This is a genomic window from Piscinibacter sp. PDB1-1, assembly GCF_056675995.1.
This window is the reverse complement of record NZ_JBWVZJ010000003.1, coordinates 323,867-350,802: the sequence shown is the minus strand read 5'-3', so window position 1 is coordinate 350,802 and position 26,936 is coordinate 323,867. Positions and strand designations below refer to the sequence as shown.

General features: G+C 66.9%; 20 protein-coding genes and 1 tRNA gene. 11 read left to right on the top strand and 10 right to left on the bottom strand.

Annotation, left to right across the window (positions count from 1 at the left end):
* Nucleotides 1-72: 72 nt before the first annotated feature.
* Genes AC1KAR_RS17510 through AC1KAR_RS17500 form a run of 3 tightly spaced genes read left to right on the top strand, consistent with a single transcriptional unit; the run spans nt 73 to nt 3,817 of the window.
* Entirely contained in the window at nt 73-1,464 is a 1,392-nt protein-coding gene (locus AC1KAR_RS17510) for a phosphomannomutase/phosphoglucomutase (protein WP_480320012.1), read from the top strand.
* 54 nt (nt 1,465-1,518) lie between these two features.
* A complete protein-coding gene (gene waaC / locus AC1KAR_RS17505) occupies nt 1,519-2,490 on the top strand; it encodes a lipopolysaccharide heptosyltransferase I (protein ID WP_480320010.1) in 972 nt (323 codons plus the stop codon).
* A gap of 49 nt (nt 2,491-2,539) precedes the next feature.
* Nucleotides 2,540-3,817 carry a 3-deoxy-D-manno-octulosonic acid transferase gene (locus AC1KAR_RS17500; protein WP_480320008.1) on the top strand — a complete coding sequence of 426 codons (1,278 nt, stop codon included), beginning with the start codon at nt 2,540-2,542 and terminating at the stop codon, nt 3,815-3,817.
* Nucleotides 3,818-3,842: 25 nt separating this feature from the next.
* Here AC1KAR_RS17500 and AC1KAR_RS17495 read toward each other — a convergent pair whose 3' ends face one another.
* Genes AC1KAR_RS17495 through AC1KAR_RS17470 form a run of 6 tightly spaced genes read right to left on the bottom strand, consistent with a single transcriptional unit; the run spans nt 3,843 to nt 11,356 of the window.
* Nucleotides 3,843-5,225: a TolC family outer membrane protein gene (locus AC1KAR_RS17495; RefSeq protein WP_480320006.1), complete on the bottom strand. Its 1,383-nt coding sequence runs from the start codon at nt 5,223-5,225 to the stop codon at nt 3,843-3,845.
* A 22-nt stretch (nt 5,226-5,247) separates the two neighbouring features.
* Nucleotides 5,248-5,586 carry a rhodanese-like domain-containing protein gene (locus AC1KAR_RS17490; RefSeq protein WP_480320004.1) on the bottom strand — a complete coding sequence of 113 codons (339 nt, stop codon included), beginning with the start codon at nt 5,584-5,586 and terminating at the stop codon, nt 5,248-5,250.
* Between the two features lie 22 nt (nt 5,587-5,608).
* Complete coding sequence (locus tag AC1KAR_RS17485; protein WP_480320002.1) at nt 5,609-6,274, bottom strand: protein-L-isoaspartate O-methyltransferase family protein; 666 nt, start codon at nt 6,272-6,274, stop codon at nt 5,609-5,611.
* A gap of 42 nt (nt 6,275-6,316) precedes the next feature.
* Nucleotides 6,317-9,496, bottom strand: a complete 3,180-nt coding sequence (locus AC1KAR_RS17480; protein WP_480320000.1) for an efflux RND transporter permease subunit — start codon at nt 9,494-9,496, stop codon at nt 6,317-6,319.
* A gap of 19 nt (nt 9,497-9,515) precedes the next feature.
* Nucleotides 9,516-10,670, bottom strand: a complete 1,155-nt coding sequence (locus AC1KAR_RS17475; RefSeq protein WP_480319998.1) for an efflux RND transporter periplasmic adaptor subunit — start codon at nt 10,668-10,670, stop codon at nt 9,516-9,518.
* Nucleotides 10,667-11,356 carry a TetR/AcrR family transcriptional regulator gene (locus AC1KAR_RS17470; RefSeq protein ID WP_480319996.1) on the bottom strand — a complete coding sequence of 230 codons (690 nt, stop codon included), beginning with the start codon at nt 11,354-11,356 and terminating at the stop codon, nt 10,667-10,669. Before AC1KAR_RS17470 ends, AC1KAR_RS17475 begins: the two co-directional genes overlap by 4 nt.
* Before the next feature lie 171 nt (nt 11,357-11,527).
* Here AC1KAR_RS17470 and AC1KAR_RS17465 point away from each other — a divergent pair, with 171 nt between their 5' ends.
* Complete coding sequence (locus AC1KAR_RS17465; protein WP_480319994.1) at nt 11,528-12,385, top strand: undecaprenyl-diphosphate phosphatase; 858 nt, start codon at nt 11,528-11,530, stop codon at nt 12,383-12,385.
* Between the two features lie 50 nt (nt 12,386-12,435).
* On the opposite strand, the gene trmB is transcribed toward AC1KAR_RS17465, so the two are convergent.
* Entirely contained in the window at nt 12,436-13,155 is a 720-nt protein-coding gene (trmB, locus tag AC1KAR_RS17460; RefSeq protein ID WP_480319993.1) for a tRNA (guanosine(46)-N7)-methyltransferase TrmB, read from the bottom strand.
* A gap of 113 nt (nt 13,156-13,268) precedes the next feature.
* Nucleotides 13,269-14,921 (bottom strand): serine hydrolase domain-containing protein, encoded by a 1,653-nt coding sequence (locus AC1KAR_RS17455; RefSeq protein WP_480319991.1) that lies wholly within the window; start codon nt 14,919-14,921, stop codon nt 13,269-13,271.
* An 803-nt stretch (nt 14,922-15,724) separates the two neighbouring features.
* Between AC1KAR_RS17455 and AC1KAR_RS17450 the strand changes: the two genes are divergently transcribed.
* The 3 genes from AC1KAR_RS17450 to AC1KAR_RS17440 all read left to right on the top strand — a co-directional run bounded on the left by AC1KAR_RS17450 (nt 15,725) and on the right by AC1KAR_RS17440 (nt 17,313).
* The gene (locus AC1KAR_RS17450) at nt 15,725-16,231 is read left to right on the top strand and encodes a WD40/YVTN/BNR-like repeat-containing protein (RefSeq protein WP_480319989.1); all 507 of its coding nucleotides are present in this window, start codon (nt 15,725-15,727) and stop codon (nt 16,229-16,231) included.
* Between the two features lie 61 nt (nt 16,232-16,292).
* Nucleotides 16,293-16,366, top strand: a tRNA-Gly gene (locus AC1KAR_RS17445).
* A 65-nt stretch (nt 16,367-16,431) separates the two neighbouring features.
* Nucleotides 16,432-17,313, top strand: a complete 882-nt coding sequence (locus AC1KAR_RS17440) for a GGDEF domain-containing protein (protein ID WP_480319987.1) — start codon at nt 16,432-16,434, stop codon at nt 17,311-17,313.
* A 78-nt stretch (nt 17,314-17,391) separates the two neighbouring features.
* Here AC1KAR_RS17440 and AC1KAR_RS17435 read toward each other — a convergent pair whose 3' ends face one another.
* Nucleotides 17,392-18,888 carry an NAD-dependent succinate-semialdehyde dehydrogenase gene (locus AC1KAR_RS17435; protein ID WP_480319985.1) on the bottom strand — a complete coding sequence of 499 codons (1,497 nt, stop codon included), beginning with the start codon at nt 18,886-18,888 and terminating at the stop codon, nt 17,392-17,394.
* A 124-nt stretch (nt 18,889-19,012) separates the two neighbouring features.
* On the opposite strand from AC1KAR_RS17435, the gene alaS reads away from it, so the two are divergent.
* Nucleotides 19,013-21,640: an alanine--tRNA ligase gene (alaS, locus tag AC1KAR_RS17430; protein ID WP_480319984.1), complete on the top strand. Its 2,628-nt coding sequence runs from the start codon at nt 19,013-19,015 to the stop codon at nt 21,638-21,640.
* A gap of 12 nt (nt 21,641-21,652) precedes the next feature.
* On the opposite strand, the gene AC1KAR_RS17425 is transcribed toward alaS, so the two are convergent.
* Nucleotides 21,653-24,220 (bottom strand): chemotaxis protein CheW, encoded by a 2,568-nt coding sequence (locus tag AC1KAR_RS17425; RefSeq protein WP_480319982.1) that lies wholly within the window; start codon nt 24,218-24,220, stop codon nt 21,653-21,655.
* Between the two features lie 215 nt (nt 24,221-24,435).
* On the opposite strand from AC1KAR_RS17425, the gene lepB reads away from it, so the two are divergent.
* Genes lepB through dut form a run of 3 tightly spaced genes read left to right on the top strand, consistent with a single transcriptional unit; the run spans nt 24,436 to nt 26,914 of the window.
* Nucleotides 24,436-25,227: a signal peptidase I gene (gene lepB, locus AC1KAR_RS17420; protein ID WP_480319980.1), complete on the top strand. Its 792-nt coding sequence runs from the start codon at nt 24,436-24,438 to the stop codon at nt 25,225-25,227.
* Nucleotides 25,228-25,244: 17 nt separating this feature from the next.
* The gene (gene coaBC, locus AC1KAR_RS17415) at nt 25,245-26,468 is read left to right on the top strand and encodes a bifunctional phosphopantothenoylcysteine decarboxylase/phosphopantothenate--cysteine ligase CoaBC (RefSeq protein ID WP_480319978.1); all 1,224 of its coding nucleotides are present in this window, start codon (nt 25,245-25,247) and stop codon (nt 26,466-26,468) included.
* A complete protein-coding gene (dut, locus tag AC1KAR_RS17410) occupies nt 26,465-26,914 on the top strand; it encodes a dUTP diphosphatase (RefSeq protein WP_480319976.1) in 450 nt (149 codons plus the stop codon). Before coaBC ends, dut begins: the two co-directional genes overlap by 4 nt.
* The last annotated feature ends 22 nt before the right edge of the window (nt 26,915-26,936 follow it).

The window sequence follows — 26,936 nt, the reverse complement described above, 5'->3', positions numbered from 1 at the left end:
ACGTGCTCCAGGGGGCTGGACGCCAGGATCGCGTCTATAGAATCCGCCAACTTCCCACAGGAGCACCTTCGCATGCAAGTCACCGCGTCCAACTTCAAGGCCTATGACATTCGGGGCATCGTCGGCAAGACGATCGACGAATCGTTTGCCGAACACCTGGGCCGGGCCTTCGGCAGCGCGGCCGTGGCGGCCGGTGAAAAGGCGGTTGCCGTGGGGCGCGACGGGCGTCTATCCGGGCCTTCGCTGGTGGCCGCGCTGATCCGCGGTCTGGTGTCTACCGGCCTGGATGTCGTCGACCTAGGCGCCGTGACCACGCCCATGCTCTATTACGTGGCCGCCACGCGCGGCAAGCACGGCTGCAACTCGGGCATCCAGGTAACCGGCAGCCACAACCCAAAGGACTACAACGGCTTCAAGATGGTGCTGGCTGGACGTGCCATATATGGCGACGAGATCCAAGCGCTGCGCGAGCGCATGGAAAGCGAGACCTACACCACCGGCCGGGGCCGCTCGGCCAAGATGGACATCCTGGCCGAATACAGCAACCGCATCGCGAGCGACTGCAAGCCGGTGCGCAAGATGAAGATCGTGGTCGATTCGGGCAACGGCATCCCGGGTGCATCGGCCCCGGGCATCCTGCGCGCGCTCGGTTGCGAGGTGACCGAGCTCTACTCCGAGGTCGACGGGGACTTCCCCAACCACCACCCGGACCCGAGCAAGCCTGAGAACCTGGCCGACTTGATCCGCGCGGTGAAGAACAGCGATGCCGAGATTGGCCTTGCATTCGATGGTGACGGCGATCGCCTGGGCGTGGTCACGAAAGAAGGCAACATCATCTACCCCGATCGCCAGCTGATGTTGTTCGCGATCGACGTGCTCGACCGCAACCCTGGTGCCACCATCATCTACGACGTGAAGTGCACGCAGCGCCTGGCCCCAGTGATCCGCGAGCACGGCGGCAAGCCGCTGATGTGGCGCACCGGCCACTCGCTGGTGAAGGCCAAGCTGAAGGAAACCAAGGCGCCGCTGGCGGGCGAGATGAGCGGGCACATCTTCTTCTCGGAGCGCTGGTACGGCTTCGACGACGCCACCTACACGGCGGCGCGGCTGCTCGAGATCCTGTCGCGCAGCAAGAACCCGAGCCAGGTGCTGAACGACCTGCCCACCAGCTACAACACGCCCGAGCTGAACGTGCCTTGCGCCGAAGGCGAGCCGCAGCAGGTGGTGAAGAAGCTGCTCGCCAATGCCAAGTTCCCGGGCGCGCAAGAGATCATCACCATCGATGGCCTGCGCGTGGAGTACGCAGATGGCTTCGGCCTGATCCGCTCGTCGAACACGACGCCGGTGCTGGTGTTGCGCTTCGAGGGCCACACGCCCGAGGCGCTGCACCGCATCGAGCATGACCTGATGGCGGCACTCAAGGCGGCCAAGCCCGACGCGCAGGTCGCAGCCGCGGCGCATTGAGGATGGCCTGCACGTCACTTCGTTCCTGCCCGCCGAGGCGGCTGAGTTGAGCCAGTGCGCGTCCTGATCGTCAAGCTGTCCTCGCTGGGCGACGTGGTGCACGCCATGCCGGTGGTGCACGACATACAGAGCGTGTACCCCGGCGCCAAGATCGATTGGGTCGTCGAACCTGCCTTCGCTCCCCTGGTGCGCCGCGTGCGCGGTGTCGACGAGGCCATCGAATGCGCGCAGCGTCGCTGGCGCAAGAGGTGGTGGTCTACCGAGGTACGCGCGGAGTGGCGTGCCTTTCGCCACCGGCTGAAGGTGCTGCATTACGACGCCGTGCTCGACCTGCAGGGCCTGACCAAATCGGCCGTGGTGGCGCGCATGGCCAATGGGCCGAGCTACGGGCTGGGCAACCGCACCGATGGCTCCGGCTACGAACTGCCGGCGCGCTGGCTGGTGGATCAACCGATCCGTATCGAGCCGCACATCCATGCCGTCGACCGCTCGCGCGTGCTGGCATCTCGCGCGCTCAACTACACCTTGAGTGGGTCGCCCCGCTATGGGCTGCAGGCCAACCCCGTTTCCAGCGAGAACCCGACGGTAGTGTTCGTGCACGGCACGTCGCGCGACGACAAGCTCTGGCCCGAAGAGAACTGGATCGAGCTCGGGCACCGCATGGCGTCTAGCGGCTACTCGGTCGCCTTGCCGCACGCCGGCAGCGTTGAACTCGCTCGCGCGCAGCGGCTCGCGCAGGCCATCGGCCCGCAGGCCGAGGTGTGGCCGGCGATGTCGCTCGACGCACTGGTCGACCGCATGGGCGGCGCGCGCGGAGTGATCGGTGTGGACAGCGGGCTGAGCCACATCGCCGTGGCGCTCGACCTGCCGCACGTGCAGCTCTACAACTTCCCCACGGCGTGGCGCACCGGTCCGCAGCAGGCACATGGGCACCGGCATCAGGTGTCGATCGAGCGAGATCCGACGCCCGAGGTCGACCTCGTCTGGGCGAGCTGGCAAGTGGTTCGGCGGGTGCAGCGCGCGTGAGCTTCGGCGTTCGCGGTCGCCGCGCTGGCGGGTTCAACGAAGGGCAACCATGAAAAGCTGGTTGGCGCGCTGGGCGTATTCCATGCTGCTGCGCCTGCTCACACCCGCGTACGTGCTGCGCCTGTGGTGGCGCGGGCGTGCCGAGCCGCTCTATCGCCACGCGATGGCCGAACGGCTGGGGTTCTATCGGGGCAAGGTGCCAGGAGGCATGCTGTGGGTCCATGCGGTCTCGCTCGGCGAGACTCGGGCCGCCAAGGCGCTCATCGACGCGCTGCGACGCGCGAACCCGTCCATGCGCCTGCTTCTCACGCACGGCACGGCCACCGGCCGAGAGGCGGGGCGGGCATTGCTGCGCGAAGGTGACCTGCAGGCCTGGTTGCCGTACGACACACCCGGCGCCGCGCGGCGCTTTCTGCGCCACTACAAACCGGTGGCGGGCGTGCTGATGGAGACCGAGATCTGGCCGAATCTGCTGTACGCGGCTCAGACTGCAGGCTTAGCGATGGTGTTGGCCAATGCGCGCCTGAGTGCCAAGAGCCAGCGCCAGGGCGAGCGATTTGCCGCGTTGATGCGCCCGGCCGCCGAGTCGCTGGCCAGCGCCCTGGCGCAGACCGAAGACGATGCCAAGCGCCTGCGCGCCTCGGGTGTGAGCGATGTCGTCGTGTGCGGGAACTTGAAGTTCGACCTCACACCTGACGAATACCTGCTTCAGCGCGGCCACGCCTGGCATGCAGCCACGGGCCGGCCCGTGGTGATGGCCGCCGTGACGCGCGAAGGCGAAGAGGCCATGCTGCTTGAAGAATGGTTGCGCGTGCCCGCGGCGGGGCGGCCGCTTCTGCTCGTCGTGCCGCGCCACCCGCAACGCTTCGATGAGGTCGTGGGGCTGATTCAGGCGGCTGGGTTGACGTTCGCACGCCGAAGCCAGTGGGGTGATGCACCCGGCGAGGCCCAGTGCCGTGTCGATGTGTGGCTTGGCGACAGCATGGGCGAGATGCCGCTCTACTACGGTGCCGCAGACGTGGCCCTGCTCGGCGGGAGCTTCGCGCCGCTGGGCGGGCAGAACCTCATCGAGGCAGCTGCTTGCGGCTGCCCGGTCGTGATGGGCCCGCACACCTTCAATTTTGCCGAGGCCGCCGAGCTGTCACTGGCGGCCGGCGCCTCGCTGCGCGTGGCCGACATGGCTGAGGGTGTTTCGCGCGCGCTCGAAATGGCGGGCCACGCCGAGCGAGATGACTATGCGCGCCGCGCGGTGGCCTTCGCAGCTCAGCACCGCGGGGCCGCCGATCGCATGGCCCGGCAGATCACGCCGCTCCTGGGGCGCGCCTGAGAGCCGCGAAGCGCCCCGAGCGCGATCAGCGCGCCAGCAGCGCGTTGACCTTGCTCACGTCTTCAGGCACCAGCATGCCGGCCGCCTGCTTCAGGCGCAGGCCGTTCACCAGCACGTCGTAGCGGCCCTTGGCGAGATCGCGCTGCGTCGTGTAGAGCTGGGTCTGCGCGTTGAGCACGTCGATGTTCACGCGCACGCCGACCTTGTAGCCGAGCTGCGTGGCTTCGAGCGAAACCTTGCTCGATTCTTCTGCCGCTTCGAGTGCCTTGACCTGCGCCGTTTGCGACTGCACCACGAAGTAGGCCTGCCGCAGGGTTTGCTCGACCAGTCGGCGCGAGGATTCCAGGGTGTTGCGAGACTGCTCTTCGAGCGAGAGGGTTTCCTTCACGCGGTTCTGCACCGAGAAGCCGGAGAAGATGGGGATGTTGACCTGCACGCCGATGCTGGTGTTCTTCTGATTGCCCCAGTAGTCGAAGTTCTGCGGCAGCCCCGTGGCGTTCGAGATCTGCATGCCGGCCGGGTTGGCCCGGCCCAGGCCATAGCTGGCTGCCAGCCCCACGGTGGGCAGGTGGCCAGCACGGGCCTTGCTGGTCTCGAGCTGGGCCACCTCGTAGCCGATGCGTGCACGCCGCACGATCGGTGTGTCCTCGGTGGTCGCGGCCCAGTCTTCAACGTTGGCTGGCACCAGTGGCGGGAGCACCACCGGCACGGCCAAGGGCTTGGGCACGACGCCGCTACGCCCGATCAGGCGATCAAGAGCGATCTTTCTGACGAGCAAGTCGTTCTCGGCACCGATCTCGACGGCGGTCGCGAGGTCATATCGGGCCTGGGCTTCGCGGGTGTCGGTGATGGTCGCGGTGCCGACCTCGAAGTTGCGCTTGGCGGCCGCCAATTGCTCACCGATGGCCTTGCGGCTGACCTGCGTGGTGGTCAGCGTGTCCTGTGCTGAAAGTACGTCGAAATAGATCTGCGCCACGCGCACGATCAACTCCTGGTTGGCGGTCTGCAGATCCGCCTTGGCCACTTCGAGGCTGAGATCGGCTTGGCTGATGGTGTGGTCGTTGGCGCGATTGAAGAGCGACTGTTGGGCCACGATGCTGCCGGTGGCTCCGTTGGTCTTGATGTCTGAGGTGGTGTTGCCCTCGACGGTTTCCTCGCTGGTGGTCTGACTCGCTCCAACCGTGGCTGCGACATAAGGTCGCCGCAGCGCATGCACCTGCTCGACACGGTACTGCGCCGAATCCAGCGCCGCACGCGCTGCCAGGTAGGTGGCGTCGTAGGCGCGTGCGATGTCGTAGACCTCTTGCAGGTTCTCGGCCTGTGCGGAGCTGGCAGCCCCCAGCGCCATGGCGATTGCCACGGCGAGGCGGTGCATCTTCGGCAGACGAGACGTGGATTCGGCGGGCATGGATGTTCCTCGGGGAAATGGCTCAGTAGATGGGGATCGAGGTATCGACCTCTTGTGACCAGGCATAGATGCCCCCGGCAATGTTGTAAACGTGCTCGTATCCCTGGCGCTCCAGGAATGCGACGACCTGCAGACTTCGTACCCCGTGATGACACAAACCGAAGATGGGCTGCGCCGGGTCCAGTTCGGCCAGACGCTCCGGGACTTGCTGCATGGGTATGCACACCGTGCGTGCGCCGGGCAGTGCGAGGCGGGCGAGATTCACCTCCCACGCCTCGCGCACGTCGAGCAGAACGGGCTGCGCATCTGGCGGCAGGCTGGCCAGCAAGGCGTGAACGTCGAGGACCTGGACCTGCTGCATGAGTGAGGGCCGGCGCGCGGGATCAGAAGTGGAACCGCGACGGCTCGTCGAAGCCCTGGAGCCGCGGCGCCACGGTTTCGAAGAGATTCACGCTGGAGTACTCGGTGTCGCTCGTGCGCGTGACGAGCACCGCGCGCATCGCTGGCTCCTGTCCCACGATGGCTGCAAGCCGGCCGCCGACCTTGAGTTCGGCCAGCAGCGCTTGCGGCACGGCGGCCACCGAACCCGACAGCAGGATGGCCTCGAAGGGGCCGGCTGTGGGCAGGCGCTTGGAGCCGTCGGCTTCGACCACGCTCACGTTGGTGATCGCAGCGCGCCGGAGGTTGTCGGAGGCCATCTTGGCGAGCGCCGGGTCGATCTCGAGCGTGACGACCTGGCGGGCCTTGTGCGAGAGCAGGGCGGCCATGTAGCCCGAGCCGGCACCGATCTCGAGCACGCGCTCGTGGCGGCGCACATTGAGTTCCTGCAGCAGGCGCGCTTCAACCCGGGGCGGCAGCATGTGCTGGCCATTTCGGGCGTCGGCAGTCAGCGGCACCTCGGTATCGAAGAAGGCCATGCTGCGGTAGGCCGGCGGCACGAAGTCTTCGCGCTTGACGACGGCCAGCAACGACAGCACGCCCAGGTCGAGCACATCCCAGGGGCGGATCTGCTGTTCGATCATGTTGAAGCGGGCTTGCTCGGTGTTCATGGCGATCTCCTCGCGGGGGCGTTGAATGGAAGGCGGCGCATTTTATTTGCCGCCCGTGGGCTCGACGGCCATGTCAGCAGGCGCATGGGGCTTGCCGCCCAGCTTGCGCTTGAGCCACACCGACAGGTCGTCGAGATAGCAGTAGATGACCGGCACCACGACCAGTGTCAGCAGTGACGAGGTGATGACACCGCCGATCACGGCCTGGCCCATGGGCGCGCGCTGCTCCGAGCCTTCGGTCAGCGCGAAAGCCAGCGGCACCATGCCGAAGATCATGGCCAGCGTGGTCATCAGGATCGGGCGCAGCCGCACCTGGGCGGCGTGGAGCAGGGCGTGTTCGCGGTCCATGGGTTCGGCCCCGTTCTCTCCTTCGCGGCTGCGGATGGCGAAGTCGACCAACAGGATCGCGTTCTTCGTCACCAGCCCCATCAGCATCACGATGCCGATGATGCTGAACATGTTCAGCGTGGAGCCGAAAGCCAGCAGGATCAGCACCACGCCGCTCAGCGTGAGAGGCAGCGAACTCATCAGCGCCAGGGGCTGCAGGAAGCTCTTGAACTGGCTCGCCAGGATCATGTAGATGAACACGATGGCGAGAGCCAGCGCCCCGAGCGCGTACTGGAACGACTCGTTCATGTTTTTGGTCGAGCCGCCAAAGCTGTAGCGGTAGCCGGGCGGCCACGAGACACCGTCGAGCACCTTGCGGATGTCGGCCGAGACGGCGCCCGCGCTGCGACCGAAGGCATTGGCGTCGATGTTGATCTCGCGGCTGAGGTCGCGTCGGTTGATCTGGTTGGGGCCGGTCGAGGCACTGATGTCGGCCACCTGCGACAGCCGCACCGAGCGCGGTGAGCCGTCTGCCGCCGGGGCCACATTGATCGGCAGGCGCTGCAGGTCGGCAATGGACACGCGGGAGTCGGGCATGAGCTGCACGTTCACGTCGTAGTTTTCGCCGTCGGGCGCGCGCCAGTTGCCGACCAAGGTGCCGGCGACGAGCGTGCGCAGGCTGGTGGCCAGTGCGTTGACGTTCAGGCCGACGTCGGCGGCCGCATCACGCTTCACGTCGATGGCCACCGTGGGCTTGTTCGGCTTGAGCGTACTGTCCAGATCCACCAGGCCCGGGATGGTGCGCAGCTTGGCCATCACCTCGGTCGACAGGTGCTCCAGTTCGGCCAGGTCGCTGCCCTGGATCGAGAACTGCAGGCTCTTGCCGCCGCCGAGGTCGGTCTGGCCGATGTTCGTGACCGTGACGCCTGGGATGCGCGACAGCTCGTCACGCAGCGGGATCGTCATCTGGTCCAAGTTGCGCTGGCGGTCCTTGCGGTCGACCAGGCGCACATAGGTCGCGCCGTAGATCTTGCCGGCGGCCTGCCCGCTGTTGATGGTGGTGACGGTGTACTTCACCTCGGGCATCTTGCGCAGCACAGCATCGATCTGCCGTGCGCGCGACTCCGTCACTTCGAGCGACGAGCCCACGGGTGTGTAGAAGTTGACCTGCGTTTCCGAGAAGTCAGCTTTGGGGACGAACTCCGTGCCCATCACCGGCACCAGCAGCAGGCTGCCGAAGAAGCTCGCCGCGGCGATCGCCAGGGTCGCCTTCTTGTGCTTGAGCGACCAGCGCAGGATGGACTGGTAGGTGTCCGACAACCACTCGGTGAGCTGGTCGAACTTGCGCGTCACGCGGCCGATGGTCTTGTCGTACAGCGTGACCGGTGCGCCCTGGTGTACGTGGCCATGGGCTTGCGGGTCGTGCCAGATGCTGCTCATCATCGGGTCGAGCGTGAAGCTCACGAACATCGAAATGAGCACGGCTGCCACGATCGTCAGCCCGAACTCGTGGAAGAACTTGCCCACGATGCCACCCATGAAGCCGATGGGCAGGAACACCGCAACGATCGACAAGGTGGTGGCCAGCACCGCCAGGCCGATCTCGTTGGTGCCGGCGAGCGAAGCCTCGCGCGCGCTCGCACCCATCTGCACGTGGCGCACGATGTTCTCGCGCACCACGATCGCGTCGTCGATCAGCAGGCCCACGCACAGGCTCAGCGCCATCAGCGTGATGGTGTTGATGGTGAAGCCGAACACGTACATGAACAGGAAGGTGCCGATCAGCGCGATCGGCAGCGTCAGGCCCGTGATCACGGTAGAGCGCCACGAGTTCAGGAACAGGAACACGATCAGCACCGTGAGTGCTGCGCCTTCGAGCAGCGTGCGCTGCACGTTGGCGACCGACACCCGGATCGCACGCGAGTTGTCGCGGATCACCTCGATCTTCACGCCGGGCGGCGTGAGAGGCGCGGCTTCGGCCAGCGCGCGGTTCAGCCCGTCGACCACGCCGATGGTGTTCTCGCCCTGGCTCTTCTGCACCGACAGCAGCACGGTGCGCTGGCCGTTGTAGAGCGCGAGGCTCTCCACTTCCTGCGGGCCGTCTGACACATCAGCCACCTGCCACAATTTGACGGCGTTGCCGTTCTTGCGCGCAACGACGATGTCGCGGAAGTCCTCCGGCCGCTTGAGCCGCGCGTTGATCTGAACCACGCGCTCCTGCTCCAGCGAGCGGATCGCGCCCATGGGCAGCTCCTGGTTCTCGCTGCGCACGGCGGCCACGATCTGATCGACGCTGATGCCCAGCGCTTCGAGGGCGGCGGGGCGCACATAGAGATTGATCTCGCGCGCCACGCCCCCCACGGGCGACACCGAGCCCACGCCACGCACGTTCTCCAAGCGCTTTTGCAGCACCTGGGTGGCCCAGGTGGTCAGCTCCTGCGCGCTCTTCTTGCCATCGGTTGACAGGACGGCCACGTTGAAGATCGGCACGCTCTGCGGGTCGAAGCGCGAGATGCGCGGCTCCTTGACCTCCTCGCGCAACAGGGGGCGCACGAGGGAGACCTTCTCGCGCACGTCATCCGCGGCCTTGCGCCCGTCCACGTCGAGGTTGAACTCGATGATGACGACCGAGGTTCCCTCATACGAGCGCGAGTACAGCGAGTTGATGCCCGCCACCGTGTTGACGGCTTCCTCGACCTTCTTGGTGACCTCGCTCTCGACGATCTCGGGCGATGCGCCGGGGTAGTCCATCACCACCACGACGGTGGGGAAGTCGATGTCGGGGAACTGGTCGACGGAGAGCCGCTGGTAGCTGAACAGGCCCAGCACCACGAAGGCGAGCATGACCATCGTGGCCATGACGGGGTTGTTGATGGAGACGCGGGTGAACCACATGGTCTGCGGGTGCCTCGTCTCAGCGTGCGGCGGAGGCCGCGCCGCTCGCCAGCTTGACCGTCGTGCCTTCGCGCAACTGGCCGACCACACCGCGCAGGAGCGTGGTGCCTGGGGCTACGCCTTCGGTGATCTCGACCACGCTCTCTCGGCCGGCGTCGAAGCTCGCTTCGCCACGGGCGCCCAGCGCAACGACCTTCGGCACCACTTTGCCATCGACAACGGTGAGCACATAGGGCCGCGCCTGATCGACACGCACGGCAGCCACCGGCGCCACCAGCGCGGTGCGGCTCTGCACTTCGATGTTGCCGCGAGCGAACAGGCCCTGGCGCAGGCCGGCGCGCGGCGCGAGCGCGAGGTAGACCATGACGGCACGGGTACCGGCCTGAGCGCTCGGGTTGATGCGCGCCACCGTGGCCACGGCCGTGTCGCTGAAGCCATCGACCTGCAGGCGAGCGGTCTGGCCGACCTTCACGTCGAGCACATCTTCGGGCGCCATGGCGGCTTCGAGTTCGATGCGCGACAGGTCGACGACCTCGACCAGCTTGGTGTCCACTGACACGCGTTCGCCCACCTGCACCAGCCGTTGCGAGACCATGCCCGAGATCGGGGCGACAAGCCGTGCGTCGGCCAGCGACTTGCGGGCAAGGTCGGCGGCGGCACTCGCTGCGCCGTATGTCGACTGGGCAGCAGAGGCATTGGAGATTGACGTCTCCAGCCCGGTGGCCGAGATGAACCCTTGAGCGACGAGCGCGCGGTTGTTCTCCAGCGTGCGGTTGGCAATGTCGAGTTGCGCCTTCGAGGTGCCCGCCGTCTGCTCGGCCTGGCGAAGGCGTAGCTCGAGCTCGGACGTGTCGAGTTGCCCGATGACCTGGCCCGCCTGCACGGTGTCGCCTTCGCGCACCGTGAGCGATTTCACCTCGGCGGCGACCTTGGCCTTGACGAAGGCGCTGTTCACCGCGCGCAGGCCACCGGACACGGCCAGTGTGCGCACCAGTTCCTTCGGCTGCGCGACGACCACATCGCTTGCGGTCAGGTCGTAGCCGTCGGGGGCCTTGTGGGTGGCGGCGGTTGTCTGCTCCAACTTGCGTGCCTGCAGGCGCTTGGCGACCACGGCGGTGAGGCAGAGCAGAACCAGGGCGGCAATGCCCCACTTGAACCAGCGTTTCGTCGTCATGAAAGCTGCTTTCCTTTTCGGGTCGATGGAGCGGTGGGAGTGGGGGCAGGGTTGAGCAGCCCGTGGAGGACGACGTCGATGTGCGTGGCCATCAGGCGGTTGGGGTCGACTTCGAGACCGATGGTCGGGCAGGCCCCGAACGAGTGCTTGTGCAGCGCCATGAAGAGCAGCGGCGCAAAGATCACCTGCGTGATGTCTTCGAGCGGCACCGGGCGGAACTCACCGCGCTCCATGCCGCGCTTCAAGGTGCGCATGAGAACGTCGGTGGCTGGCTGGATGACCTCGTCGGTGTAGAACTGACCGATCTCCGGGAAGTTGCGCACCTCCGCCATCATGATCTTGTGGATGCCGCCGGCCGGCGTGTTGCCTACACGCTCCCACCAGGCGCGAAGCAGCAGCCCCAGGAGCTCGACGGACGAGCCCTCGAAGGCATCGACCACGTCGGCGCTTTCTGCAATCAGTTGCGCCATGTTTTCGCGGATGACGGCCTTGAGGAGTTCTTCCTTGCTCGGGTAGTACAGATAGAGCGTGCCCTTGGACACGCCGGCGCGCGTGGCGACTTCTTCGGAGCGCGTGGCAGCGAAGCCTTTCTCGACGAACAGCTCGAGAGCCGCGTCCAGCAGTTCTTGCGGGCGAGCTTCCTTGCGTCGTTGCCGTGTCGGCGTGGTCGGGGAGGGCTTGGTCATCGAGGGGCGCAGAGATACTGACCGGAAGGTCAGTAATGTAGCCGCTGCGACTCAGTCGGGCAACCCGCCCGGCGGGGCGGGCCCGGGAATTGCCAAAGAGTTGCCATTGGCGCGTGGCCCGAGGGGGGGCCACTTATCATCGCCCGTCGTTTTTGAAGTCAGGGAGCAGATTTGGACATCGTGCTGTGGGTCAAAGCCGCCCTCATGGGCATCGTCGAAGGGTTGACCGAGTTTCTTCCCATCTCCAGCACCGGCCATCTGATCCTCGCCGGCTCCCTGCTCGATTTCACCGGCGACACCGTCAAGGTGTTCGAAATCGCCATCCAGACGGGCGCCATGATCGCGGTGGTGTGGGAGTACCGCCAACGCCTGAAAGACACCTTCTCGGGCCTCACCACCAACCCGGTCTCCAAGCGATTCGCGATCAATGTGGTCGTGGCTTTCATTCCAGCAGCGATTGCCGGGCTCCTGTTCAACAAGGCGATCAAGGCGCATCTGTTTCACCCGGTGCCGGTGGCCGTGGCGTTCATCGTGGGCGGGCTGATCATCCTGTGGGTGGAGCGCAGGCATCGCCGCCTGTACGGGGACCGTGACCTCGAAGGCGGTCGGCGTGCGCGCGTCGAAACGGTCGACGACATGACGCCGCTCGATGCGCTGAAGGTCGGCCTGCTGCAGTGCCTGGCGCTGATCCCGGGCACCAGCCGTTCGGGCGCCACCATCATCGGCTCGCTGATGCTCGGCTTCTCGCGCAAGGCCGCGACCGAGTTCAGCTTTTTCCTTGGTATCCCCACGCTCACGGCCGCGGGTGCCTACTCGGTGTGGAAGTCGCGCGACCTGCTTCAGTGGCAGGACTTGCCGGTGTTCCTGATCGGCACGGTGTTCGCGTTCGCCAGTGCCTTGCTGTGCATCCGCTGGCTGATCCGCTACGTGTCGACGCACGACTTCACCATGTTCGCCTGGTACCGCATCGCCTTTGGCCTGATCGTTCTAGGCACCGCGTACAGCGGGCTGGTCACGTGGTCGGCTTGATGGCGACCACCCGCCGCGGCGTACCGCGGTGAGCCCCCGAGGGGTTGAGATCAGCGCTTGGTGAACACCAGATCCCACACCCCGTGGCCGAGTTTGAGGCCACGGTTCTCGAACTTGGTGAGCGGGCGGTAGTCGGGCTTCGGCGCGTAGCCTTCGGCGGTGTTGCGCAGGCCCGGCTCGGCTGAGAGCACCTCCAGCATCTGCTCGGCGTAGGGCTGCCAATCGGTGGCGCAATGCAGGTAGCCGCCGGGTTGGATGCGCGTGATCAGACTGGCCACGAAAGGGGCCTGGATCAGTCGTCGCTTGTTGTGCTTCTTCTTGTGCCAGGGGTCAGGGAAGAAGATGTGCACGCCGGCCAGCGAGTCGGGCGCGATCATGTGCTCGAGCACTTCCACCGCGTCGTGCTGCACGATGCGGATGTTGCCGATGTCTTTCTCACCGATGTGCTTGAGCAGGGCGCCCACGCCCGGCGTATGCACTTCGACGCCGAGGAAGTTGATGTGCGGCAGCGTCTGCGCGATCTGCGCCGTGGCGTCGCCCATGCCGAAACCGATCTCCAGCACGAGGGGTGCGGCGCGGCCGAATGCCGTGGCGGCGTCGAGCGTTTGCGCGGCATAGGGCAGCACGAAGCGAGGCCCCAGTGTTTCGATCGCGCGCACCTGGCCCGTGCCCATGCGCCCGGCGCGCACCACGAAGCTGCGGATGCTGCGATGGTGCTTCGGGGCAGCGGGGTCGGGGGCGGTGGAAGCGGGGGCTTGCTCGTCGGTCATGGCGGGGGCCGCATGAGGCGGGCCGGTATTGTGCCGCGGCCGCACGGTGTGCGATCAGACCCAACGAGAAGGGGCCCCGAAGGGCCCCTGCGTTCACGTGCGAGTTCAGGCGTTCAGCGGCCACCCTCCCACAACTTCAGGTCGGGCGCGTAGTTGCCGGCCGCGTAGGCTGAGCAGAACGCGGCGTTGTTGCCGCGGTATGTAGGGTCCAGCGCCACCACGGCCGGGCGGATCGCCTGCCAGAAGCGGCCCGGCTCCTCACCCGATTGGCCGCCGGAGCCCTTCACCACGATCACCATGTCGAGCCCGCGGTGGACGATGATGTACTGGCCGCCCAGGCCCGCAGCGAAGAAGACGCCTACGTCATGCTGCTGCGTCGGGCAGCCACCGGGTCGGCCGCAGCTGGGGGCGCCGGAGACCGGGCCGTGCGGGTAGCTGCGGTACTGCGCCTTCGGGGCGCAGGTGTCGGCCTCGTCGAGCCAGGTCAGGTAGCCGTAGCGGGTGTTGGCGTCCTCGAACGAGGTGTGCGACAGGTTGTAGAGGTAGTTCAGGTCGACCAGGCGCTGGCCTCCCCAGACGCCGCCGTTGTTCATCAGAAGGCCCAGGCGTGCCATGTCGCGCACGGTGGTCTGCCAGCTCGTCGCGAAATTCTTGCTGCTCGACGAGTTGCCCCAAGTGGAGTTCTCGAAGCCAAGTGGCTGCGCGAGGTAGCGCGTCCAGAATGCACCGATGTTGCTGCCCAGGCGGCTGCTGTCTTGTGCGACCACCGTGTTGATGACGTCGCTCAGGCGGTTGATCGCATCGCTGCCGACCGTGTCGTACACGAACTCGCGGTTCGGGTAGTTGAGGTTGGACGAGGCCTCGCTCACCATGCCGAGCACGTGCGCCGTGGTCGCGTCGCGGTGGAAGGTGAAGCTGTCGAGCCAATGATCGACGCGTTGGAACTCGCCCAGCGGGCCGCGTTTGCGGGTGCTGGTGGGGGCGATGTTGCGCGTCTGGTGAATCAAGGCGCCGACCGTGAGGGCGCCCATGGTCTTGGTGGTGGAGTAGACCTGGCTGGCGGAGTCGCGACCGCTCGGGTAGTACTCATGGCACAGCTTGCCGTAGCGCACGATTGCGTACGACAGGCCCAGCGTGCGGTTGGCCTGTTGCAGCGCGCTCGGATCGAGCTTGCACTCGTTGGCCACGTTCGAGGCGGAGACGAGCGTCCACGGGCCGGTGCCCGGGTCGGTCACGGCACCGGTGGGCGGCGGATTGCCGGTGCGCGTGCCTTCCACGCGCGCGTGCGTGACGGTGTACGACTCGGCGCTGCTGTTGGCGTTGACGCGAAAGCGGATGTAGAGCGTGCCTTGGCCTGCCGCCGTGCTGGGCAGGGCGAATGTCGTCGTGCCAGAGGCCGAGTTGCTCGACTCGAGCACGGTGTAGCTGCTGCCGTTGGTCGAGAACTCGACGATGCCCGCCTCGCCACTGTCCAGGCCGGTCGAGCTGCGCCCGAAGTTCAGCGTGATGTTGGTGAAGCCCGACGTGTTGATGGCGGCCGAGCGGATATTGCCGTCGGTGCTCAGCAAGGCCGCGGTCATGCGCGCACCGTAGCTGCCCGTGCTGACGCTGCCACCGGAGCTGAAGGCTCCGAGGCCGGCGCTGAAGGTCTGGTCGAGCAGCACGTCGGCCTGCGCGCTGGCGGCCGCGGACAAGGCGGCCGCGGCCAGCGCAGCCCGCGCCAATCGGCGCCGGACGGGGGAGGAAGAATGGTGAAGCCTGATCATGGGTTGTCTCCTGTTGTGTGCCTCTCGGGAGGCCTCTGTGGGAAGGACGAACCAGTCATCGGAGGGCGATGCTGGTCCGCACCCGAAATAGTGAACGATCATGCAATTTGGGCGATTGCCGATTCCCCTGAAGACAGGAGTTCAGTTTCGGTTTAGGGGGCGCGCACAGACCAGGCCCGATTCGATGCCGGCGAACCCGTCGGTGGGTGACACGGTTGCAGTGAGCGGCGTGGGTGCCGGTGGATGGAAGCTGGCGCAGAACGCAGGCCAATCCATCCGCACAACAGGCCTGAGTGGCTCGCCAGTGGTCGGCACATTCGCCCCGACCGCCGCATCCCAGCAGGACTGGTGGTCCCTTTCCACCTCGTCGGACGGGCGCAAGATCGTCGCAGGCATCAACGGCGCGACGAATGGCTTCGGTACTCGTACCTGGATTTCGATGGACTTCGGCGCCACGTGGTCCGACGTGTCCCCGACCCACGATTTCAGTGAGTCCTACGTCGCGATGTCTTCCGACGGCACTCATCTCGTGAATGCCGTGCGCAACGGCCAGGTCTGGACCTCTTCGGACAGCGGCGCGAACTGGAGCCATTACGCGTTGTCGAGCGGATGGACTGCGGCCGCGATATCGGGCAACGGCGATGTCGTGCTCGCGGCGGATGCCTCGGGCGGCGTCTACCTGAGCCCAGACGCGGGTCTCAATTGGGGCTTGTCGACCACGCTCCCGCAAGGCGCGACCGGCGCCGCGGTCTCGAGCGACGGCAGCACGCTCGCCGTGACCCACCGCCGGTGGCAACATCTGGGTGTCGACGAATGGCGGCACGAACTGGTCCGCGCAGGCGAGCGCACAGTGGTGGTCGTCTCTGGCCATGTCGAGCGACGGCAGCCACCTTGCCGCGACACTCAGCGGCGGCCAGATCTACACCTCTTCGGACAGCGGCAGCACGTGGACGCTGCAGGCCGGCAGCCCGACGACAACCTGGATGGGCATCGCATCCTCGGCATCCGGCGCACGCCTGGCGGCGGGCAATGGCGCTCACGTGTTCGAGTCGACCGACTGGGGCGTGACGTGGGCGCAGGTGGGCAGCACCAACGCCAAGAGCGTTGCACTGTCGGCAAATGGCCAGCGTGCCTACACGTCGACGTACAACGGGCTCATCTGGTCGGCCGCGGCGAACCAGACGACGATAGGCACCGGCGGATCGCTCAGCGGTTCGCAGGGCGATGCGGTCACCCTTCAGTACATGGGAGGCGGCGTCTTCATCGTGCTGAGCGCCACCAACAACTCGGGCACGTTCACCGTCGAGTGACGCCAGCGGCAAGACCGAGGCTGCCGCCGCACAGGCGCCACGCTAGAATCCGCACACCATCGCGGGTGTAGTTCAATGGTAGAACGGCAGCTTCCCAAGCTTCATACAGGGGTTCGATTCCCCTCACCCGCTCCAACAACGTTCCGGGCCGCGCATGCGGCCCTTGTTGTAAGCGCAGCAAGCGTGTTCAAGGGGGATGCATGAGCGACAGGCTGTTGCGCGTTGTCTGGGTCGATGTACCCGAATCGTCCCCCCTCGAGTTGCCCGAACGCTCCGCCTGGGGCCCGTTCACGAGCAGCCGGGTGAGCGGTCTCGACGCGCTGACGTCTGGCCATGCCCCCATGGCCTGTGACGTGGTGATCCTCGGGTTGCCTGGCGGTGCGCAGGCGGCGCCGATCCCATGGGGCGCGTTGTCTACCTTGTGCCCGGAAGCGGCCGTGCTGGTACTCACCGATTCGATGGACGCTGCCACCCAGCAGCGCCTGCTCGGCACCGGCATTCAAGACGTGGTGCTGAAGGCCGATGCCGAGTCGCTCGCCCAGCGCGTGCGCCTGGCAGCGCAGCGGCGCTTGTTGCTGTCTGAAGAACGCCGTTCATTTGCCACCGATCTGGGCACCGGCCTGCCCAACCGCCAGCAACTCATCGAGCACATGAGCCAGATCCTGGCGCTGCGTGAACGCGAGCCCAAGCCGGTGAGCGTGCTGGTGTTCCGGGTGGATGGTTTGCAGGGCGCCGAGGCGGCGCACGGCCATGAGTCGGCCAATGTGGTGCGGCGCAAGGTGGCGGTCAGGCTGCGCGCCGGCGTGCGTTCGAGTGATGTGGTGGCCTCGCTCGGCTCCGACGTCTTTGCCGTGCTGCTGCCTTCGACCGAGGCATCGACCGACGCGCAACGCGTGATCGTGAAACTGATGCACGCGCTGCGCGAGCCCTTCATGATCGCCGGTACCACGGTGCCGATCTCGGCCCATGTGGGTCTTGCCCAGTTCCCGCAGGACGGCAAGCAACCCGACGAGCTGCTGCGCCACGCGTCATCGAACGCGCTGCTCGGCGCCTACGGCATGCAGGGCTCGGCGAACGAGTGAGCTGAGACCGCAAGTCGCCTCACTCCTGCCCGCGAAGGGCGTCGCCCGGCTTGGGACGGCCCGGCGCCCGGCACGTCGCTACTTGGTGATGTCGCCCAGGCAGAGGTACTTGATCTCCAGGTAGTCCTCGATGCCGTGGCGCGAGCCTTCGCGGCCCAGGCCCGACTGCTTGACCCCGCCGAACGGCACCTCGGCCGTCGAGATCAGCCCGGTGTTCACGCCCACCATGCCCGATTCCAGGCCTTCACCCACGCGGAAGATGCGGCCGACATCGCGGCTGTAGAAGTAGGCGGCCAGGCCGAACTCGGTGGCGTTGGCCATCTCGATGGCCTCGGCCTCGGTCTTGAAGCGGAACACCGGCGCCACCGGGCCAAAGGTTTCTTCGCGGGCGCACAGCATGTCGCTGGTGGTGTCGGTGAGCACGGTCGGCTCGAAGAAGCGGTCGCCGACGCGCTTGCCGCCGGTCAGCACCTTGGCGCCCTTGCTCACCGCGTCGGCCACGTGGCGCTCGATCTTGGCGATGGCGTTGTCGTCGATCATCGGCCCTTGCGTCACACCGGCCTCGAAGCCGTTGCCCACCTGGATCGCCTTGGCCTTGGCGGCGAGCTTCTGCACGAACTCGTCGTAGATGCTGTCTTGCGCGTAGAGGCGGTTGGCGCACACGCAGGTCTGGCCCGCGTTGCGGTACTTGCTGGCGAGCGCACCCTCGACGGCGGAGTCGATGTCGGCATCGTCGAACACGATGAAGGGGGCGTTGCCGCCGAGTTCGAGCGAGAGCTTCTTGATGGTCGGCGCACACTGGGCGGCCAGCAGGCGGCCGACCTCGGTGGAGCCGGTGAACGACAGGTGGCGGATCACGTCGCTCTCGCACAGCAGCTTGCCGATCTCGGCCGACTTCTCGGCCGTGATGATGTTCAGCACGCCCGCCGGCAGGCCGGCCCGCTGGCCCAGCTCGGCAATCGCCAGGGCGGACAGCGGCGTCTGCCCCGCGGGCTTGACGATCACCGGGCAGCCTGCGGCCAGCGCCGGGCCCACCTTGCGAGTGATCATCGCAATCGGGAAGTTCCACGGCGTGATGGCCGCGCACACGCCCATCGGCTGCTTGATGACGAGATAGCGCTTGTTGTTGTCGGTGGTCGGGATGGTCTCGCCGTAGACGCGGCGGCCTTCCTCGGCAAACCACTCGATGAAGCTCGCGCCGTAGGCCACCTCGCCCTTGGCTTCGGCCAGCGGCTTGCCCTGCTCGGCAGTCATGATGCGCGCCAGGTCGTCGGCGTGCTGCTGCATGAGGTGGAACCACTTCATCAGGATCGCACCGCGCTCCTTGGCCGTCTTGCTGCGCCATGCCGGCCACGCCTTGTGGGCGGCCTCCAGCGCGGCGCGGGTCTCGATCACACCCAGGTCGGCCACGTCGCACAGCTTCTGGCTGGTGGCCGGGTCGATCACGTCGAAGCGGCCGCTGCCGCCCACCCATTCGCCGTTGATAAGGGCGTTGGTCTTGAGCAGGCTGGCGTCGTTGAGCGAGGCAAGGGGTGATGCAAGGGGCGTGGCAAGGGGCGTGGCGCGTGGGTCCATGGCGGTGTCTCCGGGTGTGCCGAAGATCATAAGTCGCGGGTTTCACGCATGTGAGCGTGCGGGCTTGGAACTGGGGTCGACACCTATAATCAAAAGCTTCGATAAATCAAGCAGTTAGCCTCGCATGAAAGCTTCTGAAATCCGCTCGCAGTTCTTGAAGTTCTTCGAGGCCAAGGGCCACACGATCGTGGCATCGAGCCCCGTCGTGCCTGGCGACGACCCGACGCTGCTGTTCACCAACGCGGGCATGAATCAGTTCAAGGATGTGTTCCTTGGCTTCGACAAGCGCCCCTACACCCGCGCCACCACTGCGCAGAAGTGCATCCGCGCCGGCGGCAAGCACAACGACCTCGAGAACGTGGGCTACACCGCGCGCCACCACACCTTCTTCGAGATGCTGGGCAACTTCTCGTTCGGCGACTACTTCAAGACCGACGCGATCAAGTACGCCTGGGAGCTGCTGACCGAGGTCTACAAGTTGCCCAAAGAGAAGCTCTGGGTCACGGTGTATGCCGAAGACGATGAGGCCTATGAGATCTGGAACAAGACGGTCGGCGTGCAGGCCGAGCGCATCGTGCGCATCGGCGACAACAAGGGCGCGCGCTACGCCTCCGACAACTTCTGGATGATGGGCGACACCGGCCCGTGCGGCCCGTGCACCGAGATCTTCTACGACCACGGCCCCGAGATCCCCGGCGGCCCGCCCGGCTCGCCCGACGAAGACGGCGACCGCTACATCGAGATCTGGAACAACGTGTTCATGCAGTTCAATCGCGACGAAGCGGGCGTGATGCACAAGCTCCCGAAGCCGAGCGTGGACACCGGCATGGGCCTGGAGCGGCTCACTGCCGTGCTGCAGCACGTGCACAGCAACTACGAGATCGACACCTTCGTCAATCTGCTTGCCGCAGCAAAGAAGGCGGTGGACCTTGCGGGTGGCGGTGACTGCGACAAGGAATCGCCCTCGCTCAAGGTGATCGCCGACCACATCCGTGCCTGCACCTTCACGGTGGTCGACGGCGTGATCCCGAGCAACGCCGGCCGCGGCTACGTGCTGCGCCGCATCGCCCGCCGCGCCATCCGCCACGGCTACAAGCTGGGCGCGCGCAAGCCGTTCTTCTACACGCTGGTCGATGCGCTTGCCGCCGAGATGGGCGACGCGTACCCCGAGTTGCGCAAGAGCCAGCAGCGAGTGACCGAGGTGTTGAAGCAGGAAGAAGAGGGATTCTTCCGCACCATCGCCAACGGCATGGAGATCCTCGAGGCGGCCCTGGTCGGTGGCGCCAAGACCATCGACGGCGACCTCGCTTTCAAGCTGCACGACACCTACGGCTTTCCGCTCGACCTCACGGCCGACGTGTGCCGCGAGCGCGGTGTGACGGTGGACGAAGCCGGCTTCAACGCCGCCATGAACCGCCAGCGCGAGCAGGCCCGTGCGGCCGGCAAGTTCAAGATGGCGCAGGGCCTGGAGTACACCGGCGCCGACACCGCCTTCCACGGCTACGAGCACCTCACGCACGAAGGCGCCAAGGTCACGGCGATCTACATCGACGGATCGCCGGCCACCAGCGCGAAGGCGGGTGACGACGCCGTGCTCGTGCTCGATCAGACGCCGTTCTACGCCGAGAGCGGCGGCCAGGTGGGCGACACCGGCGAGCTGCGCAACGCGACCTCACGCTTCCTGGTCGAAGACACGATCAAGGTGCAGGCGGCGGTGTTCGGCCACCACGGTCGCGTCGTCGAGGGTGAGGTGAAGGTGGGCGACGTGCTCAATGCCCGTGTCGACACCGAGCGCCGCGCCAAGACCGTGCGCAACCACTCGGCCACCCACCTGATGCACAAGGCACTGCGCGAAGTGCTGGGCGGCCACGTGCAGCAGAAGGGCTCGCTGGTCAACGCCGATCGCACGCGCTTCGACTTTGCGCACAACCAGCCGATGACGGACGCCGAGATCGCCAAGGTCGAAGCACTCGTCAACGCCGAGATCCTCGCCAACGCCGCCACGCAGGCCCGCGTGCTGCCGATCGAAGAGGCCCAGAAGACGGGCGCCATGATGCTGTTCGGCGAGAAGTACGGCGACGAAGTGCGTGTGCTTGACATCGGCAGCAGCCGCGAGCTGTGCGGCGGCACGCACGTTGCGCGCACGGGCGACATCGGCCTCTTCAAGATCGTCTCTGAGTCGGGCATTCAGGCCGGCGTGCGACGTGTGGAGGCTGTCACCGGCGACAACGCGCTGAGCTATCTGCAGTCGCTCGAAGCCACGGTGCATCAGCTGGCCAGCACGCTGAAGGCTGCACCGGCCGAGGTGCCCGGCCGCCTGAGCCAGGTACTGGAGCAGGTGCGCGCACTTGAGAAGGAACTCGCTGCCGTGAAGGGCAAGCTGGCTTCGTCGCAGGGCGATGAGTTGCTCGCGCAGGCCATCGACGTGAAGGGCCTCAAGGTGCTGGCGGCCGTGCTCGACGGCGCTGACGCCAAGGGCCTGCGCGAGACCATGGACAAGCTGAAGGACAAGCTGAAGACGGCGGCCATCGTGCTGGCAGCGGTCGACGGCGGCAAGGTTCAGCTGGCCGCTGGCGTGACCCACGACAGCATCTCCAAGGTGAAGGCGGGCGAGCTCGTCAACTTCGTCGCCCAGCAAGTGGGCGGCAAAGGCGGCGGCAAGCCCGACATGGCCATGGCCGGCGGGACTGACGCCACGAACCTCAGCGCCGCCCTGGCGTCGGTTCAGGCCTGGGTAGCCGAGCGGGTCTGACCCGCCGGTGCCCTAACCCAGCGCCACGGCAGCCTGCCTGAGCGCCCCCGAGGCGGCGATCAGGCGGGCCACGTCCAGCAGGATCAGCATCTGCCGGTTCGCACCCTGGCCACGCAGCAGGCGTTCGCCGTCGCTGGCGCCGTGCTGAACCACTTGCAGCTCGCTCTCCGGCACGTCGAAGACGGGGCCCAGCGCATCCACGCGCAGTGCGAATCGCTGGCCGTTGGGGCCTTGCGCGACGATCGTCGGCGCATCGATGTCGGCCGATGCGCGCCCGCTGCGCAGCCTCGCGAGGTCGATCACCGGGATCATCTGCCCCTCGAACATGGTCATGCCCAGCACGTGGGCGGGTGCATTGGCGATGGTGGCCAGACGGGGGCGTTGCAGTGCCTGCAGTGCGGCGCTGCCCGGGATGCCGAGCCACTGACCGGCGCACGCGAAGCTCGCCACCGAGACGACGCCCGTGGCCGCCCCGCGCGTGGCGGCCCTGGCGGGTTCGAAGGCCGGCAGCGCGGGGGCGGGCGCTTCCATGTGCTGGCCCAGGCGCAACAGCACGACGCCGGCCACATCGTTCGCGGATTGTTCTGGCACGCTGCCGTACTCGCGGTAGCCGCCGGCCATGGCATACCCCGCCACGTAGGCCGTGTTGCCGATGTCGACGACGGCGGTGGTGGCCTCTCCCCGCGCCAGGGTTTGCAGGCCGGGGAGTGCGGGGGCAGCATCGCCGGCTGACCAGCGCGGGTCGCTGCTCGAGACCACCTGCCCGCTGCGGGTGACGAGCAGGCCGGCCGCGGCCCCAGCGGCTTGCGCTTGGTGGCCCTGTGGCAAGGAGTCCGTCAGCATGGCTTCGAACTGCGGCGCACCGTCGAACACGATGGCGATGCCGCCGACCACGCGCTCTTGCGGGTCGGGGCTGCGCACGGAGGCGGCGAACACGTAGGTCGCGCGATCGCCATAGAGCGGCGTGGCGCCGTGGGCCGAGCGCGCAAAGCTTTGCGCGTCTCGCAGGTTGAGCGTTTCGCGCACCCAGGGGGCATCGAGCGTGCGGCCCACCCATTCGCTCGCGGCAGGGTCGGAGACGGCCACCACCTCGCCCTGCATGTCGAAGAGCACCAGCAGCGCGTACACGGTGTACAGGCCGTTGATGCGCGCCAGCACGCCGGCGGCCGCACGCGCGTCGCGCTGTGCACGCGGCTGCGCGAGCACCTGGCGCAGCACGCCGTCGAGCGCCCACCAGCGGCAATCGTTGGCGCGCTCGTAGAGGTTGCGGTCCATGATGTCGATCGCCAGCCGCGCATGGTGCCGCGCTTGTTCGAACACGGCCGACAAGGTGGACTCGTGCAATTGATGTGTGGCCTGATCGAACACCTGCCGGATGCGCTCGCCCGTGAGCCCCACTTCACGCAGCAAGGTCGCAGCAAAGGCGGACGACGAACCGTCGGCCGCAGGTTGCAGCTTGCCGTTCCACAGCACGCGTGAGAGGTCGCGCTGGATGCGCAAGGCCTCGGGCGGGATGCTGCGCAGCTCTTCACTGAAAATGCCTTCGGTGTCGACCCGCTCGAGCACGTCTTGCGTGGCGCTGCCTGAGTCGTGCGCCTCGTTGCGCAGCTCGAACGCCTGGTCGATCGGCACCATCACACGCACCGACCAGCCCGGGCCGTGGTAGCCCTCGTACGGGTTGGCCGTGGCAGCCACGGACAGGTACTCGCGCCCGGCAAAGCGCACATGCTCGTGGCCCGTGCGGGATTGGCTCGCTCCAAGCTGTGCGCCCGGCGACACCTGCCACCGGTCTGACGATGCGAGCACGACGCCGTGGTGATCGACGAGCGTGATCACCGCCGGGTCGTCCGGCGGCAGCAGTGCTTCGAAGATGCCGCGCATCTCGTCGGTGATCCGGAAGGACAGGCACATCACGCCCAAGGTGGTCGCGCCCTGGTGGATGGCTGCCGCGTAGAGCAGGGCAGGGCGCCCGCCCATGGTGGACGAGTGGCCGTAGTGCTCGACGTAGGGCGCGCCTGCGAGCGCCTCGGCGAGCCAGGGTTCATCGCAGCGCGTGGCGTCGATGCGGCGGTCCAGGCGAGCGCGTACGCGGCCGTCTGGCGAGAGCAGCACGATGTCGTCGTAGACGCTGTACTTGGCCACGTAGTCGGCAAAGCGGGCTTCGAGCTGCCGGCGCTGGGCATCGCCGGACGAGTCGCCTGATGCGTCGCCTTGCATGAACTCCCGTACGGCCGTGTCGGTGGACAGGAAGCCGATGTCGGCGGTGCGCTCGAAGAGGTTGCGCACCAGGATGTCGATCGCGACCTGGCCCTGGTTGCGCATGCCCTGCACCACGTTCGACAGCAGGCAGCGGCCCAGGTTGTCGAGCAGGGTTTCGGTGAGCGCCTGGAAGGCGCTGCGGGTGGCGGCGATGTCGGGGAGCGCACCGCTCATCTGGCCCAGCATCGACAGGCTGTCCCACACGCCCTGCAGGCGCAGCAGCGATTCGCGGTACTCGTCGACCGTGGGCATGCGTGACACCAACGGCGCCACTTCGGGCGAGAACGGAATCCCCCGGCGTGTGATCTTTTTCGCGCTCATCTTGTTGTTCACCTCGAAGTTGCTCGGCGTTCTGTCACCCACGATCGGGCAAGTTAGCCTACGAGCGATGGCCCGCCGAGCTCCGCGAGAAAAATGGGTGGATCGGCCCGCAATTCGACAGAGCACTGGTGCAGCGGCCCCCGCACCCGACCTCGCGCTGACGGCGCACAGGGCCGCCGCCATAATCGCGCCCTGGCCTCCCGCGGGCTCCACCCATGCAAATCGGCTTTTCCATCAACGAGATCCTGTGTCTGCTGACGCTTGCCAGCGGCGCATGCTGGTGGGTGCTGCGGCGGCGTCACCGCAGCGAGCCGCAGTCGGACCGCCGGCAGGCCGGGCTCGGCGTGGCGGCCAACCTGTTCGCCGTGATCGGCCTGATGTTCACCTGCCGCGTGGCACTGGCCGACTGGCCGAAGGTGCCCACCAGCTCGATGGAGCCCACGCTGAGGGCGGGCGACTACCTGCTCGTGAACCACCTGGCCTACGGGCCACGCCTGCCTTTCACCAACACGGCCATTGCGCTGGGCGAGCCGCAGCGCGGCGATGTGGTGGTGTTCCGCCACCCATTGAACGTGTCGCGCTTCTACGTCAAGCGATTGATCGGGCTGCCCGGTGACGTGGTCCGTTTCGAAGAAGGCGTGGCGCGTGTGAACAGCGAAGCTGCCGCCGGCAGCCCCGTGGCGGCCAGCGCCGCGGACAGCGGCTCGTGGCTGGTGCGTGAGAGCTTCGGCCAGCGTAGCCACACGATCAAGCTCAACCCTTTCGTGCGCGGCAGCTTGCCGCTCAATGGCGACCAGCCCGCGCTGGCCGCTCAGTGCGAGACCGAGGCGCCGGGGCGCTGGCTTTGCCGCGTGCCGGCGGGGCACTACCTCATGCTCGGCGACAACCGCGACGACTCTGATGACTCGCGCACCTGGGGCTTCTTGCCGCAGGAACAGGTGTACGGCAAGGCGGTGCGCGTGCTTGTCAACTTCTCCGATCTGTCGCGCAGCTGGACTGCGCTCTAACCCACGGCATTGAACCCATGACCGAACGACTCGATTTGCAAGGGCGACACATCGTTCTCGGCCTCAGCGGCGGCATCGCCTGCTACAAGTCTGCCGAGCTGGTGCGCGGGCTGGTGAAGGCGGGTGCCACGGTTCAGGTGGTGATGAGCGAGGCGGCCGAGCAGTTCATCACCGCGGTGACGATGCAGGCGCTGTCCAACCGAAGCGTCTACACGAGCCAGTGGGATGCGCGCGAACCCAACGCCATGGCGCACATCAACCTCACCCGCGAGGCCGATGCCGTGTTGATCGCGCCTGCGAGCGCCGACCTGTTGGCCAAGTTGGCGCAAGGCCGCGCCGATGACCTGTTGAGCCTGATGTGCCTGGCGCGCCCGGCCGAGCGCTGCCCGCTGCTCGTGGCGCCCGCGATGAACCGCGAGATGTGGGCGCACCCGGCCACGCAGCGCAACCTCGCACTGCTGCGCCAGGACGGCACGCTGATCCTCGGGCCCGGCAACGGCGACCAGGCCTGCGGCGAAATCGGCGATGGGCGCATGCTCGAACCCGACGAGGTGCTGCAAGACCTCGTCGCGGCACTCACGCCCAAGCTGCTCGCAGGGCAGCGCATGCTCGTGACGGCGGGCCCGACCTTCGAGCCCATCGACCCGGTGCGCGGCATCACCAACCACAGCAGCGGCAAGATGGGCTTCGCCATAGCGCGTGCCGCCCAGGAGGCCGGTGCCGATGTGACGCTGGTGACGGGGCCTGTGCACCTGCCCACGCCACGCGGGGTGAAGCGAATCGACGTGCAGACCGCCCAGCAGATGTACGACACCGTGGTGCCGAGCGCGCCTCAGTTCTCCGTTTTCGTGGCAACTGCGGCCGTGGCCGACTGGCGGCCGGCCACACTCTCGGAGCACAAGATCAAGAAGAACGGCAACAAGGTGGCGCCCACCTTCGAGCTGAGCGAGAACCCCGACATCCTGGCCGCCGTGGCCAAGCTGCCCCAGAGGCCGTACTGCGTGGGCTTCGCGGCCGAGAGCCACGACCTGCTCAAGCACGCGCGCGAAAAGCTCGCCCGCAAGAATGTCCCGCTCATCGTGGGCAACCTGGGGCCCGCCACCTTCGGGCGCGACGACAACTCTCTGGTGCTCGTCGACGCCCAAGGCCACCGCGAGATCGCACAGGCCGACAAGCTCACGCTCGCGCGTGCGCTGGTGGCGGAGATCGCACAACGTCTCACTTCCAACCCGACCACATGACCCCGATCGATCTGAAAGTGCTCGACCCGCGCATGGCCGAACAGCTACCCGCCTACGCAACCCCCGGAAGCGCCGGCCTCGACCTGCGTGCCTGCCTCGATGCGCCACTGGTGCTGGAGCCCGGGCAGACGCAGCTCATTCCGACCGGCCTCGCCATCCACGTGGCCGACCCCAGCCTGGCCGCGTTGATCCTGCCGCGCTCGGGTCTTGGCCACAAGCACGGCATCGTGCTCGGGAACCTCGTCGGCCTGATTGACTCCGACTATCAAGGCCAGCTCATGGTGAGCTGCTGGAACCGCGGGCAGGCGAGCTTCACTGTGCAGCCGATGGAGCGCATCGCGCAGCTCGTCATCGTGCCGGTGGTTCAGGCGCAGTTTCGCTTGGTCGACGAATTCGGAGCCTCAGACCGGGGTGCTAGCGGCTTTGGCTCCACAGGCAAGCACTGAGTAAAGAAGCGTGAAGGAGGGC